Source organism: Streptomyces sp. NBC_01077, assembly GCF_045162855.1.
Taxonomy (GTDB): domain Bacteria; phylum Actinomycetota; class Actinomycetes; order Streptomycetales; family Streptomycetaceae; genus Streptomyces.
The window spans coordinates 5506734-5522298 of sequence record NZ_CP108669.1; the positions used below are offsets into that span (position 1 = coordinate 5506734).

Below are 15565 nucleotides of genomic sequence, written 5' to 3' on the forward strand. Positions count from 1 at the left end.
TCACGGCGCCAGCAACTCGTCCGCGTCGACGATCCGGTACGCGTACCCCTGCTCGGCCAGGAACCGCTGCCGGTGGGCGGCGAAGTCCTGGTCGATGGTGTCGCGGGCGACCACCGAGTAGAAGTGCGCCTGATGCCCGTCGGCCTTCGGCCGGAGCACACGGCCGAGGCGCTGTGCCTCCTCCTGGCGGGAGCCGAAGGTGCCGGACACCTGGATGGCGACCGTCGCCTCGGGCAGGTCGATGGAGAAGTTCGCGACCTTGGACACGACGAGCACGCTGATCTCGCCGGTACGGAAGGCGTCGAAGAGCTTCTCGCGCTGGGCGTTCGAGGTCTCGCCCTTGATGACGGGCGCGTCCAGATGCTCGCCGAGTTCGTCGAGCTGGTCGATGTACTGCCCGATGACGAGGATCTGCTGCCCCTCGAACTTCTTCACCAGGGCCTCGGTCACCTTCCGCTTCGTCGCGGTCGTGGCGCAGAAGCGGTACTTCTCCTCGGCCTCGGCGGTGGCGTACGCGAGCCGCTCGGAGTCGGTCAGATTGACGCGGACCTCGACGCAGTCGGCGGGCGCGATGTAGCCCTGCGCCTCGATCTCCTTCCAGGGCGCGTCGAACCGCTTGGGCCCGATGAGCGAGAAGACATCGGACTCGCGCCCGTCCTCCCGGACGAGGGTCGCGGTGAGCCCCAGCCGGCGCCGGGCCTGCAGATCGGCCGTGAACTTGAAGACGGGCGCGGGCAGCAGGTGCACCTCGTCGTAGACGATGAGCCCCCAGTCCCGGGAGTCGAACAGCTCCAGGTGGGGATAGATCCCCTTCCGCTTGGTGGTGAGCACCTGGTACGTGGCGATGGTGACCGGCCGGATCTCCTTCTTCGTACCGCTGTACTCGCCGATCTCGTCCTCGGTGAGCGAGGTCCGCTTCACCAGCTCGTGCTTCCACTGGCGGGCGGAGACGGTGTTGGTCACGAGGATGAGCGTGGTCGCCTTGGCCTGAGCCATCGCACCGGCTCCGACCAGCGTCTTTCCGGCACCACATGGCAGTACGACCACCCCGGAGCCACCGTGCCAGAAGCCCTCGACGGCCTGCTTCTGGTACGGGCGCAGGGACCAGCCGTCCTCGGCGAGATCGATCCGGTGCGCCTCGCCGTCGACGTAACCGGCAAGGTCCTCGGCGGGCCAGCCCAGCTTCAGCAGGGTCTGCTTGATCTGCCCGCGCTCGGAGGGATGCACGACGACGGTGTCGGCGTCGATCCGCTCCCCGACGAGCGGCTGCACCTTCCGCGACCGCAGGATCTCCTCAAGGACGGGCCGGTCGGTGCTGGTCAGGACGAGCCCGTGGGTGGGGTGCTTGGACAGCGTGAGGCGCCCGTATCGGGCCATGGTCTCGGCGATGTCGACGAGCAGGGCGTGCGGGACGGGATAGCGGGAGTACTCGACGAGCGCGTCGACGACCTGCTCGGCGTCGTGGCCGGCGGCCCGCGCGTTCCACAGCCCGAGCGGCGTCAGCCGGTACGTATGAATGTGCTCGGGCGCGCGCTCCAGCTCGGCGAACGGCGCGATGGCCCGCCGACAGGCATCGGCGAGCTCGTGGTCGACCTCCAGGAGCAGCGTCTTGTCACTCTGGACGATAAGAGGTCCATTCACGTGATCAGGTCCTTCCGACACCGTGCCGTTCCCGTAACGGCCAATCCTCCAGTGTGCCTGACATACGAGGCGGGCGCCGATGCGGAGAGAGGGCGAGGGGGTCTCCTGCCGACCAAAGCCGGGCTCGCGGCGTGATCGGCCCAGACACTCCCGAGGGGGTCTCTTGCCGATCAGACCGGGCTCGCGGCGCTCCCTGATCCGGCCTGATCGGCCCAGACACCCCCGAGGCCCGCCTACACCTGGTCGTCCGCCAGCTCCGCCACGCCCGTGATGCGGTGCAGCGGGTACGTGCGGACCTCGTCCGCCGTGTGGTCGTAGGCCGTCACGAAGCCGCCCTCCACCCTGACCGGGGCGATCACCCGCTGGCTCGCCCCGCCCTCCGCGTTCACGTAGCCGATCCAGACCGCCGAGCCCGTCATCGCCGCCGCCTGGACCGTCGCCAGGGTCTCCGCCGCCGACGTGCGCGGCAGGGCGCCCGCCGCCGTCGGGGAGGCCGCAGGTTCCTTGCGGACCGCCGTCGCCGCCCGGTCGCCCGCCCGGATCGCCCGTACCGCCGCGCCGAGCAGCGTCGTGTCGGGGGCCGGCGGGCCGTCCGGTACCGGCACCGGGGCCGTACGCGCGGCCGTGCGGTACGCGTCCGCGCGGGCGATCAGGACGTCGCCCGTCGCCGACTCGGCGGCCGGCGCGTACCCCATCGACCGCAGCCCGTCGAGCAGCGACGCCGGGTCCGTCTGCGCAGCGAGCACCGTCGGCGCGAGCCTGCGGAGTCCGAGGGACGAGGAGCGGCGGTCCGCCAGGATCTCGCCGAGCACCGTGTCGTCGTCGCAGCGCACATATGCCGACGCCGCCCCGACCCGCAGGTGGCCGTGCCGCCGTGCCACGTCGTCGATGAGGTACGAGAGCGGCTGCGGGACCGGTGTGCGGGAGTGCGCCTTGAGGAATTCGTGCAGGTCGGTGGCCGTCTGCCCGGAGTCGAGCGCGCGCCGTACGGACCCGGGCGTGAACCGGTAGACCGTCGCGCCACCCTTCGATTCCACGTCCGCGAGCACCGCCAGCGCGTCGGCGAGCGGCCGCCGCAGCGGCCCCGGCGCGACCGCCGTCAGGTCCGCCTGGAGCAGCACGTGGTCGACGGCCTCCGGCAGGAGCGGCGCGAGGAGCGTCGCCGCCCGCCCCGCCGCCACGGACAGTTCGACACCCCCTCCGAGCTCTCCGGCGGACGCGGCCTCCGCGAGCGGGAGGTTGAGCAGTGCCCGGGCCGGTCCCGACAGGGCACCCCGCCCCGTAAGCCCGAGGAGTTCCGCCTCCGCCACCGCCCAGCGGGCCAGCCGGGACCGCAGGTCGCCGCGTTCCTCCGAGGCCGCCGCTCCCCGCAGCGGCCGCTCCCACCGCAGCCGCGCGAACAGCGACTCCGGCTCCGCCGACGAACCCGGCGGCAGCGTCGCGAGCAGCCCGAGCACCCGGTGCCGGACCTCCGGCGCCGCCGCCCGGTCCAGGTCGGGGCCGAGCACCGAGAGCGTCCGGCCCTTCGTGTCCTGGCCGCCGACGAGCCCCGACGTACGGGTCGCCGTCAGCCACGGGGTGACGAGCAGCGCCCACCGTTCGGCCGGCGGCAGGTCGAGCCAGTCGTCGTACGCGGGCGTCGGCGCGTACCGCTCGTCCGCCTCACCGTCCGACGCGAGGAGTCCCGCCGCGTAACAGAGCTCCAGCCAGAACGCCGCCGTCTCCTCCGAGACGTCGAGCGCCGCCGCCGTCCGCTTGAGATCCCGTACGGACAGACCGCCCGCCCGCAGCACCTGCGGCCCGCCCCGGTCCCAGGACTTCAGCAGCTCCTCGACCGTCGCCAGCGCCAGCTGCGCCTGCCCGGCCGCCGCACTGTCCACAACCTGTGGGCGGTACTCGCGCAGCACCGCCGGCTCCGGCGCCACCGGCTCCGGCGCCCGGTGCGCCCGCCCGCCCCGCAGATGCAGCGCCACCTCACGCGGCAGCACCATCGTCCGCGGCGACACCGGAAGCAGCAGACCATGGTCGCGCAGCCACTGCACCGGAGCCGCCGGCTTCGCCGTCACCTCGCCGTACGGCGGACCCCACACCAGCCGGTCCAGGACGGACAACGCGTCCGGCGACGCCGTGTCGAGCAGCGAGCCCATCCGGTCCCGGTCCGTGAACAGCCCCGTCAGCGCCGCCACCGCGGACACCGGATCGTGCGTCGTGGGCAGCCCGGCCGCCGCGATGATCTCCTGCACCCGTCCCGGCGACATCCCCGACGTCGCCTCGGCCACCGTCGGCCCGAGCCCCGTCGGCGACGGATGCTGCGCCGACGGCGCGAGCAGCTCCCGCGCCGTCCGTACGAGCCGCAGCCGGTCGTCCTCGCCCCACACCAGCGCCTGCTCGCGCAGCAGCGCCACCGCGCCCGGCAGCGCCGCCTCGATCGCCGGATCACCCTCGTCGCCGGTGAGCAGCGCCAGGAGTACGGGGTACGGGGCGGGGTCCGGCGCCACCGCGAGCGCTTCGGCCGTCTGGAGGGCGAACCGGTCGAGCCGCTCCAGGGCCCGCACCACCGAACCCCGCGTCCCGGCGCGCGTCGCCAGCTGCGTCAGATCGTTCGGCACGGGACTCAACAGGTCCGGCCGGGCCCGCAACAGCGCGGCGAGCCCCTCGTCGCCCCGCGCGCGCAGCGCCTCCGCGAGTGTGCGGGGCGCCGTGGCGGCGCCAGTTACCTCGGGCACGTGCGCCTCCCGGTCGAGCTCACCGATCCCCATCCGGACCACGTTAGCCGCTGCGCAGGCGCTAACGTCGGGCCGTACCGGGCGAACCGGCCGTGGAGGGGCACCGTGGGGATCGAGAGCGACCAGTTGGTCTACGACTATCTGAGCCGGGTCGGCGATCTGGCCCAGCAGCGGCAGCTGCCGGCGAGCGACCGGATGCGGCTGGTGTCGACCCTCCGCAACGAGATCGACCGCCGCCGCGCCACGCACGGAGAGGAGAGCCCGGCGGCCGTACGAGGCATCCTCGGCGCGCTGGGAACCCCGGACGAGGTGGTGGAACGGGCGGAGGGCCCGGGCGCGGCGCCCGCCCCCGCCCCGGGACCGACGTCGGGCGCGTCCCCGGACCCGGCCCCGGTGCCGAAGCCCCGTAAGGGGGGCCGCCCGGGGAGAGCCACCGGGTGGCTGCCGGGCAGCAGGCGGTCCCGCGAAGGGTCGGGATCGGGCGGCTCCAAGGCCAGGCCCGGGTCGGGGTCGGGCAAGTCCGGGTCCGGGTCTGCGTCGGGCAAGTCCGGGCCCGGGTCAGGGTCGGGCAAGTCCGGCTCCGGCAAGTCCGGGTCCAGGTCCGCCAGGTCCGGGTCCGGCGCCGCCGGAACCGACGCCCCGCGCCTCGACCCTCCCGCGAGCGCCCCGACCGGTCTCGCCGACCCTCACGGGCTCGCCGCCGCCGGCGGCCATGGCGACGGCCTCACCGACGGTCTCCTCGACGACACGTCGGACTGGTGGCAGCAGGAGGACCCCGCCGACGGCCTCCCGGGATTCGTCGGCGGCGTCGAGCGCCCCGACCTCTTCAAGGAACCCGTCCCCGACGACGAGGAGGAGGACGACGACGAGGCCGGGGACGAGGACCCGGCCCCGGGGAAGCGCGGCCGCCTCGCCCGTCTCCTCCGCCGCCGCACGTCCGCGGCCCCCGAGGCCGAGCCGGAGGCGGACGAGTACACGGAGCCCGAGGCGGCCCCGGTCTCCCGGCTCCGCCTCGCGAACCCCTTCGTCCTGCTCGCCGCACTCCTCCTGCTCGGCGGCGCCGTCTTCGGCTCCCTGGTCGCGCTGGCCGCGGGCTGGCTCATCGCGTACACCTCCCGCCGGCTGACCCCCGGCGAGATCAAAGGCGCCGTCCTGGTGATCCCGGGCCTCGCCGCCGCGTCGGGCATCGCCTGGCTGTGGGGCCGCGTGGAGGGCCGCTGGGGCGTCCCTGTGGCGGCGGGCGGCGAGGCGATGGGCGCGGCGATCTCGGAGACCTGGCCCTGGGTCCTCCGGGGCGCGGCGGTCGCCTCGGCCCTGTTCCTGCTCTGGCGAGCACGGAGGCGCTGAAGGGGGGCTCAGCTCACCCCGCAGGAATCTCCGCATCAGCCGAAGCGTCCGCTTCCGCTTCCGCTTCCGCTTCCACGTCCGCGTCCGCGTCCGCATGCCAAGGCGCCCCCGGCACCACCAGCGGCGACCCCGTCACCGGGTCCGGGACCACGACCGACTTCAGCCCGAAGACATCCCGTACGAGTTCCTCCGTCACGATCTCCTCCGGCGGGCCCTCCGCCACCACCCGGCCCGCCTTCATGGCGATCAGGTGGTCGGCGTACCGGGCCGCCTGGTTCAGGTCGTGGAGGACGACGACGACCGTGCGGCCGCGCAGCCGGTTGAGGCGGCGCACCAGGTCGAGGACCTCCACCTGGTGCGAGATGTCCAGGTAGGTGGTCGGCTCGTCGAGGAGCAGCAGGTCAGTCTCCTGCGCGAGGGCCATCGCGATCCACACGCGCTGCCGCTGCCCGCCCGACAGCTCGTCCACGGAGCGGTCGGCGAGCGCGGCCACGTCCGTGCGGTCCATCGCCTCGACGACCGCCCGCTCGTCCTCCTCCGACCACTGCTTCCACCAGGCCTGGTGGGGCTGGCGGCCGCGCGAGACCAGGTCGGCGACGGTGATCGCCTCCGGCGCGACCGGCGTCTGCGGAAGCAGCCCGATGGAGCGGGCGATCCGCTTGGTCGGGAGCTTCGCCAGCTCCTCCCCGTCGAGGAGGACCGCGCCGCCCGCCGGCTTGAGGAGCCGGCCGAGCGCCCGGAGGGTGGTGGACTTGCCGCAGGCGTTGGGGCCGACGATCACGGTCACCTTGCCGTCGGGGATCGCGAGGTCGAGCTCGTGGACGACGGTGCGGTCCTCGTAGGCGAGCGTCAGCTCGCGCGCGGTCAGCCTGCTGGTCATGCCGGTCATGCCTTCCCTTCCGTACGGCTCCGGACGATGAGCCAGATCAGATACGGGGCGCCGACGGCCGCCGTGAGGACGCCCACCGGAAGTTCGATGGGGGAGAGGATCCGCCGGCCGAGCAGGTCGGCGAGGACGACGACGGCGGCACCGGTCAGCGCCGAGGCGAGCAGCGGGATCTGCGCGGTACGCGTCATCCGGCGGGCGATCTGCGGCGCGAGCAGCGCCACGAAGTCGACCGGGCCCGCGACCCCCGTCGCCACGGACGCGAGCACGACACCCACCGCGACGAGCCCGAGCCGGACCCGCCCGAGCCGTACGCCGAGCGCCGTCGCCGTGTCGTCGTCGAGGGAGACGGTCCGCTGCGCGCGGGCCGCCCACAGCACGGCGGGCAGCATGAGCAGCAGCGTCCAGCGGATCGGCGCGGACTCGTCCCAGCCGCGCCCGTTGAGGGAGCCGGTCATCCAGATCTGGGCCTGCTGGGCGACGAGGAAGTCGCCCTTGGTCATGAAGAGCGTGGTGAGCGATCGCAGCGCGATGGCGAACCCGATCCCGATGAGGACGAACCGCGTCGCGTGCAGCCCGCCGCGCCACGCGAAGACGTACACGAGCGCCGCGGCGAGGACACCGCCGGCGATCGACAGGTACGGCAGCACGGTGTACGAGCTCAGCCCGAAGGTCATCGCGGCGACGGTGACCGCCCCCGCGCCCTGGCTGATGCCGATGATGTCGGGGCTGGCCAGCGGGTTGCGGGCCACGGTCTGGATCAGCGCGCCCGCGACCCCGAACGCGGCGCCGACGGCGAGGGCGACGACGAGCCGGGGCTCCCGCAGCTCCGCCACGACGAACGTCGAAGGCGACGGCCGGCCGAAGAGGATCCGTACGACCTCGGAGGGGTCGACGAACCGCTCACCGACGCAGAGGTACGCGACGGAGGACGCGGCGAGGAGCAGCAGCAGGCCCACGGCGACGAGCGCGGAACGCCGGTGGACCAGGAACGAGGCCCTGCCGGCGCGCACGAGCCCGTACCCGGCGGGCCGCCGCACGCCCGCGGACTTCATTGGGCGCACGTCGAGCGAGGTCATGCCGGCACCGCCTTCCGCCGTACGAGCGTCACCAGGAACGGCACCCCGATCAACGCCGTCATCACCCCGGCCGGCACCTCGCCCGGCGGGAACACGATCCGCCCGGCGACATCCGCCACCAGCAGCATCACCGGCCCGATGACCGCGGCCATCGGCAGCACCCAGCGGTGGTCGGAGCCGACGACGGCCCGCGCGATGTGCGGGACGGCCAGGCCGACGAAGGCCACGGGCCCGGCGGCGGCCACCGCCGCGCCGGTCAGGACGGTCGCGCCGATCCCACCCACGATCCGTACCGTCGCGACCCGCTGCCCGAGCCCCTTGGCGACGTCCTCGCCGAGCGCGAGCGCGTCGAGCCCGCGCGCCACGGAGACGACCAGGAGCGCGCCGATCAGCAGGAAGGGCCAGATCTGGCCGACGATCTGGGCGTCGCGCCCGTCGAGGGAGCCGATCTGCCAGAACCGGAACTCGTCGAGCGCGGACGCCTTCGTGGTGAGGATGCCGGTGGTGACGGAGAGCAGCAGCGCGTTGATCGCGGCCCCGCCGAGCGCCAGCTTCACCGGCGTCGCTCCGCCGCGCCCGCTGGACGCGATGGCGTGGACGGCGACCGCGGCGACCGCGGCGCCGACGAAGGCGAACCACACGTACCCGGTGAGCGAGTGCACCCCGAAGAAGGCGATGGCCAGGACGACGCCGACCGAGGAGCCCTGGCTGATGCCGAGGATGCCGGGGTCGGCGATCGGGTTGCGGGTGATGCCCTGGAGGGCGGTCCCGGCGAGCGCGAGTGCCGCGCCGACCATCAGCCCGATGAGGGTGCGGGGGACGCGGAGCTGCCGTACGACCTCGGCGTCGGGACTCGTACCGCCGTGCAGCAGGGCGTCGAAGACCGTGGACGGGGCGATGGCGCGGGCGCCGACGGCGAGGCTGAGGAGAACGGCGAGGAGCAGGGCGACGAGAGCCGCCGAGGTCGCGAGGACCCGTCTGGAACGGAAAGCGGCTGGCATCAGGACCCATCGGGTGGCGCGAGGTTTGGTAAGGCTTGGCTCAGTGTAAGCAGCACCCATGTGTGCGGACCGGGCCGGAGGTCCCCGGGTGCGACCCCCGAGAATGGCCGCATGACGACTTCCGCCACCAGGCCCCCACTGACCGTCGGTTTCGACCTCGACCTGACGCTGATCGACACCCGCCCCGGAATCAAGGCGGCCTGGGAGGCCTTCTCGGCCGAGTCCGGCGTTCCCGTCGACGCGGACCTCGTCGTCAGCCGCCTCGGCCCGCCGCTGGAGCAGGAGATGGCGTACTGGGTCCCCGAGGAGCAGGTCACGGAGATGGTGACCCGCTACCGGGCGCTCTACCCGACGTACGCGATCGAGCCCTCGGCGCCGATGCCGGGAGCCCGGGACGCGATGCAGGCCGTGCGCGACGCGGGCGGCCGCACGCTCGTCGTCACCGCGAAGAACGGCCCGCACGCCGAGCTGCACCTCGCGCACCTCGGCATCGAGCCGGACGCGCTCGTCGGCGGCCTGTGGGCCGAGGGCAAGGCGGAGGCCCTGCGCGCCCACGGCGCCCAGGTGTACGTCGGTGACCACGTCGGCGACGTCCGCGGCGCCGCCACGGCGGGCGCCCTCTCGGTGGCCGTCGCCACCGGCCCCTGCGCCCCCGAGGAGCTGAAGGAGGCAGGCGCGGACGTCGTCCTGACCGACCTGACGGACTTCCGTGCCTGGTGGGAGAGGTACCTGGCCTGAACGGGAGCGCCAACCGGCCGGAGGGGGAGCGCGAACCGGTCCGGGGGGAGCGCTGTCCGGCTTGAACGGAAGAGCTGTCCGGCCCGAACGGAAGAGCTGTCCGGCCCGAACGGAAGAGCTATCCGGCCTGAACGGGAGCGCTATCCGGCCTGAACCGGCGCGGTCGCAGCACCGCGCGCCTGCCGCCGCTGGGCCGCGATCCCGCGCAGCACACCGGCGCCGGCGACGAGGAATCCGACCCCCATCAGCATGGAGATCGTGTACGCGACCGTGGGGAACGGGTCCGTACCCAGGAGCAGCGGAGCCACGGTGACCAGCGTCGCCACCGCGCCGATGGCGAAGAGGATGACACCGGCCTTGACGAGGCCGTCACCCGGAGCGCTGTCGTTCGCCGGTGCGGCAGGGGTTTCACTACGCATCCGGCCAGGGTAGTTCCCAGGCCGAAGGAACACATCGGCGACGTCTTGTCACCGGCCTCCGGACCATTAGCCTGGTGCGGCGGGTCGGTCGACCCGCTGTTTGCTATCCCCATCGACGAGGACGAGGACGAGGACAGACGTGCCTACCGGCAAGGTCAAATGGTTCAACAGCGAGAAGGGCTTCGGCTTTCTCTCCCGTGACGACGGCGGCGACGTCTTCGTCCACTCGTCGGTGCTCCCTGCCGGAGTCGACGCACTGAAGCCGGGACAGCGGGTCGAGTTCGGGGTCGTCGCCGGCCAGCGCGGCGACCAGGCGCTGTCCGTCACGATCCTCGACCCGACCCCGTCCGTCGCCGCGGCACAGCGCCGTAAGCCCGACGAACTGGCGTCCATCGTGCAGGACCTGACGACGCTCCTGGAGAACATCACGCCGATGCTGGAGCGCGGCCGCTACCCCGACAAGGCGCAGGGCGCCAAGATCGCGGGCCTGCTGCGCGCGGTCGCGGACCAGCTGGACGTCTGATTCCTTCGGCCGCCCTCGGCTACGGGAAAGCGGCTACGGGAAGGCGAGCGCGTCCGGGCCGAGGGGCGGTACGAGTCCCTCGGCCGCGGCGCGGGTGAGCAGCCCGCGGACCGCCGCGTATCCGTGCTCGCCGAGGTCGGCCGTGAACTCGTTGACGTACAGACCGATGTGCTGGTCGGCCACCTTCGGGTCCATCTCCTGCGCGTGCTCCAGGACGTACGGGCGGGAGGCCGCCGGGTCGTCCCAGGCCATCCGTACGGACGTACGGGCCGCGTCGGCGAGCCGCCGCAGGGTCTCCGGACCGAGGGAGCGGCGGGCGACGATCGCGCCGAGCGGGATCGGCAGACCGGTCGTGGACTCCCAGTGCTCGCCCATGTCGGCGAGGCAGTGCAGACCGTAGTTCTTGTACGTGAAGCGGGCCTCGTGGATGACGAGACCGGCGTCGACCTTGCCGTCGCGCACGGCGGGCATGATCTCGTGGAACGGCATCACGACGACGTTCCCGACCCCGCCCGGCACCATCTCGGCCGCCCAGAGCCGGAACAGCAGATACGCGGTGGAGCGCTCGCTCGGCACGGCGACCGTCTTCCCGGCGAGATCGGCGCCGGTCGCCGCGTCCCTGGTGAGGACGAGCGGCCCGCAGCCCCGGCCGAGGGCGCCGCCGCAGGGCAGCAGCGCGTACTCGTCGAGGATCCAGGGCAGCACGGCGTACGACACCTTGAGGACGTCGTGGTCGTCGGTGCCGCTCTCGGCCCAGCCGTTGGTGACGTCGATGTCGGCGAAGGTCACGTCGAGCCGGGGGGCGTCCGGGACGCGACCGTGGGCCCAGGCGTCGAAGACGAAGGTGTCGTTCGGGCAGGGCGAGTAGGCGATCTTCAACTTGGTCACGGCGAGGGCTCCACGAAGTCGGTGCTGTTGAGCAGCTGGAGGCTGAGCAGCTCGAAGGTGTGCCGGAGCGCGCCCAGGGCCTCACCGATGCGCCAGGCGGCGCGGTCGCGGGGGCCGACGGCGTTCGACACGGCCCGGATCTCGACGACGGGGACGCCGTACGCGGCGGCTGCCTCGGCGACGCCGAAGCCCTCCATCGCCTCGGCGGCGGCTCCGGGATGCCGCCCGGCCAGCTCGGCGGCGCGGCCGGCGGTGCCGGTGACGGTGGAGACGGTGAGCACGGGCGCGACGGTGTGCGGCCGCCCGCCCGCTTCCAGAGCGGCGGCGATACGGCCCGTCAGAGCCTCGGACACGGGGTGGACGGACCGCCCGAAGCCGAGCTCGTCGACGGCGAGGTACCCGTCGGGGGTCTCCGCGCCGAGGTCGGCGGCGACGACGGCCGACGAGACGACGACGGACCCGAGGGGCGCGAGGGGCTGGAACCCGCCGGCGATCCCGGCGGAGACGACGAGGTCGTACGGACTGTCGGCGCCGGTGAGCGAGGCGTACGCGAGCGCGGTCCCGGTCGAGGCGGCGACGGCCGCGGGCCCGACCCCGCCGACGAGCACGTCGACCCGTACGTCGCCGTTCGTCCGACGGCACAGGGAAAGGCCCCCCGGCAGCGGGACGAGCCCGGGGCCGCCGAGGTGGACGCCGAGGCCGGCGGAGACGGAGTCCGCCTCAGCCGCCACGGCCGTCACGATCAGGATCCGGTGGATCACCGGAGGATCAGGATTCCTTCTTCAGCTGGAAGTGCCAGATACCGGTCAGCTTCTTGCCGGTGTTCTCGACGATGGTCACCTGGGTCTTGTCGGTGGCCTCGCCGGTCTGGCTGGAGAAGAAGGCGCTGGCCGGAATGGTCCGGTACGTCTTCTTGTACGGCTCGGGCTCGGCCTGCTGGCCGCCGAGGAAGATGGTCCAGCCGTTGTCCGCGATCTCGGGGTCGACCCCGAAGCGGATCTTGTCGTCCATCGCCACGGTGATGGACTTCTCGGCCTTCTTGTTGAGGCACTGCTGGATCTGCGACTCCTTGATGGCGTCGCCGTTGTTGTAGCAGGCGGCCTCGGAGTGGATCGAGTCGGACCCGACCGTGACGGTCGCGATCGGAGTCGGCTTGTCGCAGGCGGAGAGAACGAGGAGCCCGGCGGAGACGGCCCCGAGGGCGACGGCGGCCCGGCGGCGCGAGCCGGAGAAGAACGCAACGGTCATGAGCCGAAGGCTATCGGGCCGCCGCGCCCGCGCCACGCGGGGGTACGGCGTGCCGCTGTCCGGTACCGGAAGGAGGGCGGCCGGCCGTACCCGCACGTGGCGCGGGCGCACGGCCGGCCGAGACGGCTTCCCACGCGCCTCCCACGCCCTCCTGCCCCTCTCCCACGCCCCTCCTGCCCTCTCCCGCGCCGCTCCTACCCCTCTCCCACGCCCCTCTGCCACGCCGCTCCTAGGCCACCCGCGTCTTCGACCGACCCTTAGGGCCCGACCGTCCCCGGGCCGCCGCGAGCAGGCCCCGTACGGAGAGGAGCGCGCCCGTGGCCAGGATTCCGGCCGCCACGGCCATGCCCAGGGCGCCGTTCAGAGGCAGGGCGATGCCGATCGCGCCGCCCACCACCCACGCCATCTGCAGCGCCGTCTCGGAACGCGCGAACGCCGAGGTCCGTACGACCTCCGGCACGTCCCGCTGGATCAACGCGTCCAGGGACAGCTTCGACAGGGCCTGGGTGAGGCCCGCGACCGCACCCAGGACGGCCACCATCGCCCCGCCGAAGAAGATCGCCGTACAGATCGCCGTACCGCAGACCACGCTGATCATGGTGGCGATGATCACCTCGGGCCCGTGCCCCCGGTCCCGCAGGAGCGAGCCCATCGCCGTACCGCACGCGTTGCCCACGCCCGCCGCGACACCCACGATCCCCAGCGAGACGGCGGCGCTCTGCCCCGACAACGGGTGCTCGCGCAGCAGGAACGCCAGGAAGAAGATCAGGAAACCCGACAGCATCCGCTGCGCCGCGTTCGCCTCCAGACCGTGCAGGACCGAGGGCCCCACCGTCCGCAGACTCGGCTTCCGCTCGCCGTGCGTCAGCAGGTGCGCCCGCCGCTCACCCTTCGCCGAGTCCACCTTGGGCGGCAGCCGTAGCGCCCAGAACGCCCCGAGCAGGAACAGCGCGCACGCCCCGTACAGCGGATACCGGGGCCCCAGCACCTGGAGCCCCGCCCCGATGGGCGCGGCGATGCCCGTGGCGAGCAGCCCGGCCAGGGTGACCCGGGAGTTCGCCTTCACGAGCGAGAAGTCCGGTGGCAGGAGCCGGGGCACGACCGCGCTGCGCACCACCCCGTACGCCTTCGAGGCCACCAGGACCCCGAGCGCCGCCGGGTACAGCTCGATGCCACCGGTGGCGACCGCCGCCGACATCATGATCGCGAGGACCGCCCGGGTCAGCATCGCGCCGGCCATCGCGGCCCGCCGCCCGTGCGGGATGCGGTCCAGGAGCGGGCCGATCACCGGAGCGAGGAGGGTGAAGGGGGCCATGGTGACGGCGAGGTAGAGGGCGACGCGCCCGCGGGCCTCGTCGGTGGGCACGGAGAAGAAGACGGTGGAGGCGAGGGCGACGGTGATCATGACGTCCCCGGCGCCGTTCACGGCGTGCAGCTCGATCAGTTTCCCGAGCCCCGACTCGCCCGCGCCGTGCGCGTGGGTGGCCTTGCGGATGCCCTTCGCGGTCCCCGTGAACGGCAGGTGCAGGGCGCGGCCGACCTTCCGGCCCGCTCTCCGGAGCGGTCCGGCATGATCTTCGGATCGTGCGGGGGACCGTGCGGCTGCCACTCCGTCATAGTGCCCCACCAGTGCGCCGGACGAACCGTGGCGCGGCGGTGGAGGCGCCTTCGGAAGGTCACGTAGGGCCACGTGTGGCGGTTTCCGCCCCTCCCGTTCACCTCTCGGCCCCGTGCCCCGACAGTCCTCCAGCTGTCCTCCGGCAGCCCTCCGACCGTCCTCCGACCGTCCTCCGACCGTCCGGGATCCGGGCCACTTGGGGCGGGCATGTGGGCTGCGGCCCGCGAACGGGGTAGCGTGCGTAGCGCGTCACCGGCGGAAGCTCTCGGCCGCGCGCCTCTTCGGCATCCCGCAGAATGGATGGCGATAGGTGTGCCCGAGACACGCGAGACAAGTCGGGTGCGCGGACGTCGATGCGGCCCACAGGTCCGCTCCGCCCGCCGCCCGTGGCTTCGCTCCCGCCCCTCGGCCGGCGCACCCGTGAGACGGCGTAGGAGAGAAGCGAGACCTGTGAGTGCTGCGACGACGCGAAGCGGTACCCCGCGTACCCCGCGAGCCACGCGTATCCCCGACCGCCTGTGTGCCGAGGCCGTAGACCTTGCGCGGGAGGCCGCCGAGGAGGCGGCCGCTCCCGGGATCGTCGGCGCACACGTCGAAGTGGTCGCCGAGGGTGACCGTGTCGTCACCCACTACTTCGAGTCCAAGGAGCCCGGCTACCGGGGCTGGCGCTGGGCGGTGACCGTCACCCGGGCCTCCCGCGCCAAGAACGTCACGCTCGACGAAACCGTCCTGCTGCCCGGCTCCGACGCCCTCCTCGCCCCCGAGTGGGTGCCGTGGAGCGAGCGGCTGCGGCCCGGCGACATGGGCCCCGGCGACCTCCTGCCGACCGAGCAGGACGACCTGCGCCTGGAGCCCGGCTACACGGGCGAGGACGCGCCGCCGCCGAACTCCGTGGTGTCGGAGGAACTGGCGGACCACCTCGACGTCGAGGACGCCGAGATCGTCACCCGTACCCCGTCGCGGGGTGCGATCGCCGCCGTCGCCGAAGAGCTCGGCATGCGCCGGGCCCGGGTCCTCTCCCGGTACGGGCTCCACATGGCCGCGGACCGCTGGGAGGAGTCCTTCGGCGCGCGGACGCCGATGGCCCAGGCCGCGCCGGCCACCTGCGAGTCCTGCGCGTTCCTGGTGCCGCTGGCCGGCTCCCTGAAGCAGACCTTCGGCATCTGCGCCAACGAGTTCGCCCCGGCCGACGGCCGGGTCGTCTCCCTCTCGTACGGCTGCGGTGGCCACTCGGAGGCCGCGATCATGCCGAAGCCGCCGAGGCCGGCGCCGCCGGTCCTGGACTCGATGGGCGCGGACGCCTTCCCCCTCCGCCCGGCCAAGGACTCCGGCTCGACGACGGAGCCGGACGACTCCTCGGAGGACCTGGGCCACTCGTAGCCGTTTCCGCGCCGCGCTCGTATGCCGCGGTCGGGGCGCGCGGAAGGGCGGACCCGTGGGGGTCCGCCCTT

The 15565-nt window shown here is 73.4% G+C and carries 14 protein-coding genes; 4 read left to right on the forward strand and 10 right to left on the reverse strand.

Going from position 1 to position 15565, the window contains the following annotated elements; translation table 11 throughout:
- Positions 1–1641, reverse strand: coding sequence for a DNA repair helicase XPB (locus OG462_RS24965; RefSeq protein WP_328943277.1), 1641 nt, complete (start codon positions 1639–1641; stop codon positions 1–3).
- 233 nt (positions 1642–1874) lie between these two features.
- A complete protein-coding gene (locus OG462_RS24970) occupies positions 1875–4400 on the reverse strand; it encodes a helicase C-terminal domain-containing protein (RefSeq protein WP_406060872.1) in 2526 nt (841 codons plus the stop codon).
- A 72-nt stretch (positions 4401–4472) separates the two neighbouring features.
- Here OG462_RS24970 and OG462_RS24975 point away from each other — a divergent pair, with 72 nt between their 5' ends.
- Positions 4473–5714 (forward strand): hypothetical protein, encoded by a 1242-nt coding sequence (locus OG462_RS24975; protein ID WP_406060874.1) that lies wholly within the window; start codon positions 4473–4475, stop codon positions 5712–5714.
- A 13-nt stretch (positions 5715–5727) separates the two neighbouring features.
- Here OG462_RS24975 and OG462_RS24980 read toward each other — a convergent pair whose 3' ends face one another.
- The 3 genes from OG462_RS24980 to OG462_RS24990 are packed head-to-tail and all read right to left on the reverse strand — an operon-like array spanning position 5728 to position 8680.
- A complete protein-coding gene (locus tag OG462_RS24980) occupies positions 5728–6594 on the reverse strand; it encodes an ABC transporter ATP-binding protein (RefSeq protein WP_406066705.1) in 867 nt (288 codons plus the stop codon).
- A gap of 5 nt (positions 6595–6599) precedes the next feature.
- The gene (locus OG462_RS24985) at positions 6600–7679 is read right to left on the reverse strand and encodes a FecCD family ABC transporter permease (RefSeq protein ID WP_406060876.1); all 1080 of its coding nucleotides are present in this window, start codon (positions 7677–7679) and stop codon (positions 6600–6602) included.
- Entirely contained in the window at positions 7676–8680 is a 1005-nt protein-coding gene (locus OG462_RS24990; RefSeq protein WP_406060877.1) for a FecCD family ABC transporter permease, read from the reverse strand. The genes OG462_RS24985 and OG462_RS24990 overlap by 4 nt, the downstream gene beginning before the upstream one ends.
- Before the next feature lie 111 nt (positions 8681–8791).
- Here OG462_RS24990 and OG462_RS24995 point away from each other — a divergent pair, with 111 nt between their 5' ends.
- Positions 8792–9418 carry an HAD family hydrolase gene (locus OG462_RS24995; RefSeq protein WP_406060879.1) on the forward strand — a complete coding sequence of 209 codons (627 nt, stop codon included), beginning with the start codon at positions 8792–8794 and terminating at the stop codon, positions 9416–9418.
- A gap of 140 nt (positions 9419–9558) precedes the next feature.
- Here OG462_RS24995 and OG462_RS25000 read toward each other — a convergent pair whose 3' ends face one another.
- Positions 9559–9837: a hypothetical protein gene (locus OG462_RS25000; protein WP_406060880.1), complete on the reverse strand. Its 279-nt coding sequence runs from the start codon at positions 9835–9837 to the stop codon at positions 9559–9561.
- 139 nt (positions 9838–9976) lie between these two features.
- Between OG462_RS25000 and OG462_RS25005 the strand changes: the two genes are divergently transcribed.
- A complete protein-coding gene (locus OG462_RS25005) occupies positions 9977–10360 on the forward strand; it encodes a cold-shock protein (RefSeq protein WP_015035334.1) in 384 nt (127 codons plus the stop codon).
- A gap of 33 nt (positions 10361–10393) precedes the next feature.
- Here OG462_RS25005 and OG462_RS25010 read toward each other — a convergent pair whose 3' ends face one another.
- The 4 genes from OG462_RS25010 to OG462_RS25025 form a co-directional block, all read right to left on the reverse strand.
- A complete protein-coding gene (locus OG462_RS25010) occupies positions 10394–11248 on the reverse strand; it encodes a 1,4-dihydroxy-6-naphthoate synthase (protein ID WP_406060882.1) in 855 nt (284 codons plus the stop codon).
- Positions 11245–12009 (reverse strand): futalosine hydrolase, encoded by a 765-nt coding sequence (locus OG462_RS25015; protein ID WP_406060884.1) that lies wholly within the window; start codon positions 12007–12009, stop codon positions 11245–11247. Before OG462_RS25015 ends, OG462_RS25010 begins: the two co-directional genes overlap by 4 nt.
- Positions 12010–12016: 7 nt before the next feature.
- On the reverse strand, positions 12017–12496 hold the full coding sequence (locus tag OG462_RS25020) for a DUF2771 domain-containing protein (protein WP_189834884.1): 480 nt from the start codon (positions 12494–12496) through the stop codon (positions 12017–12019).
- 229 nt (positions 12497–12725) lie between these two features.
- Positions 12726–14105, reverse strand: coding sequence for an MFS transporter (locus tag OG462_RS25025; RefSeq protein WP_406060886.1), 1380 nt, complete (start codon positions 14103–14105; stop codon positions 12726–12728).
- Between the two features lie 459 nt (positions 14106–14564).
- Here OG462_RS25025 and OG462_RS25030 point away from each other — a divergent pair, with 459 nt between their 5' ends.
- Positions 14565–15494, forward strand: a complete 930-nt coding sequence (locus tag OG462_RS25030) for a DUF3027 domain-containing protein (protein WP_406060888.1) — start codon at positions 14565–14567, stop codon at positions 15492–15494.
- Positions 15495–15565: the final 71 nt, after the last annotated feature.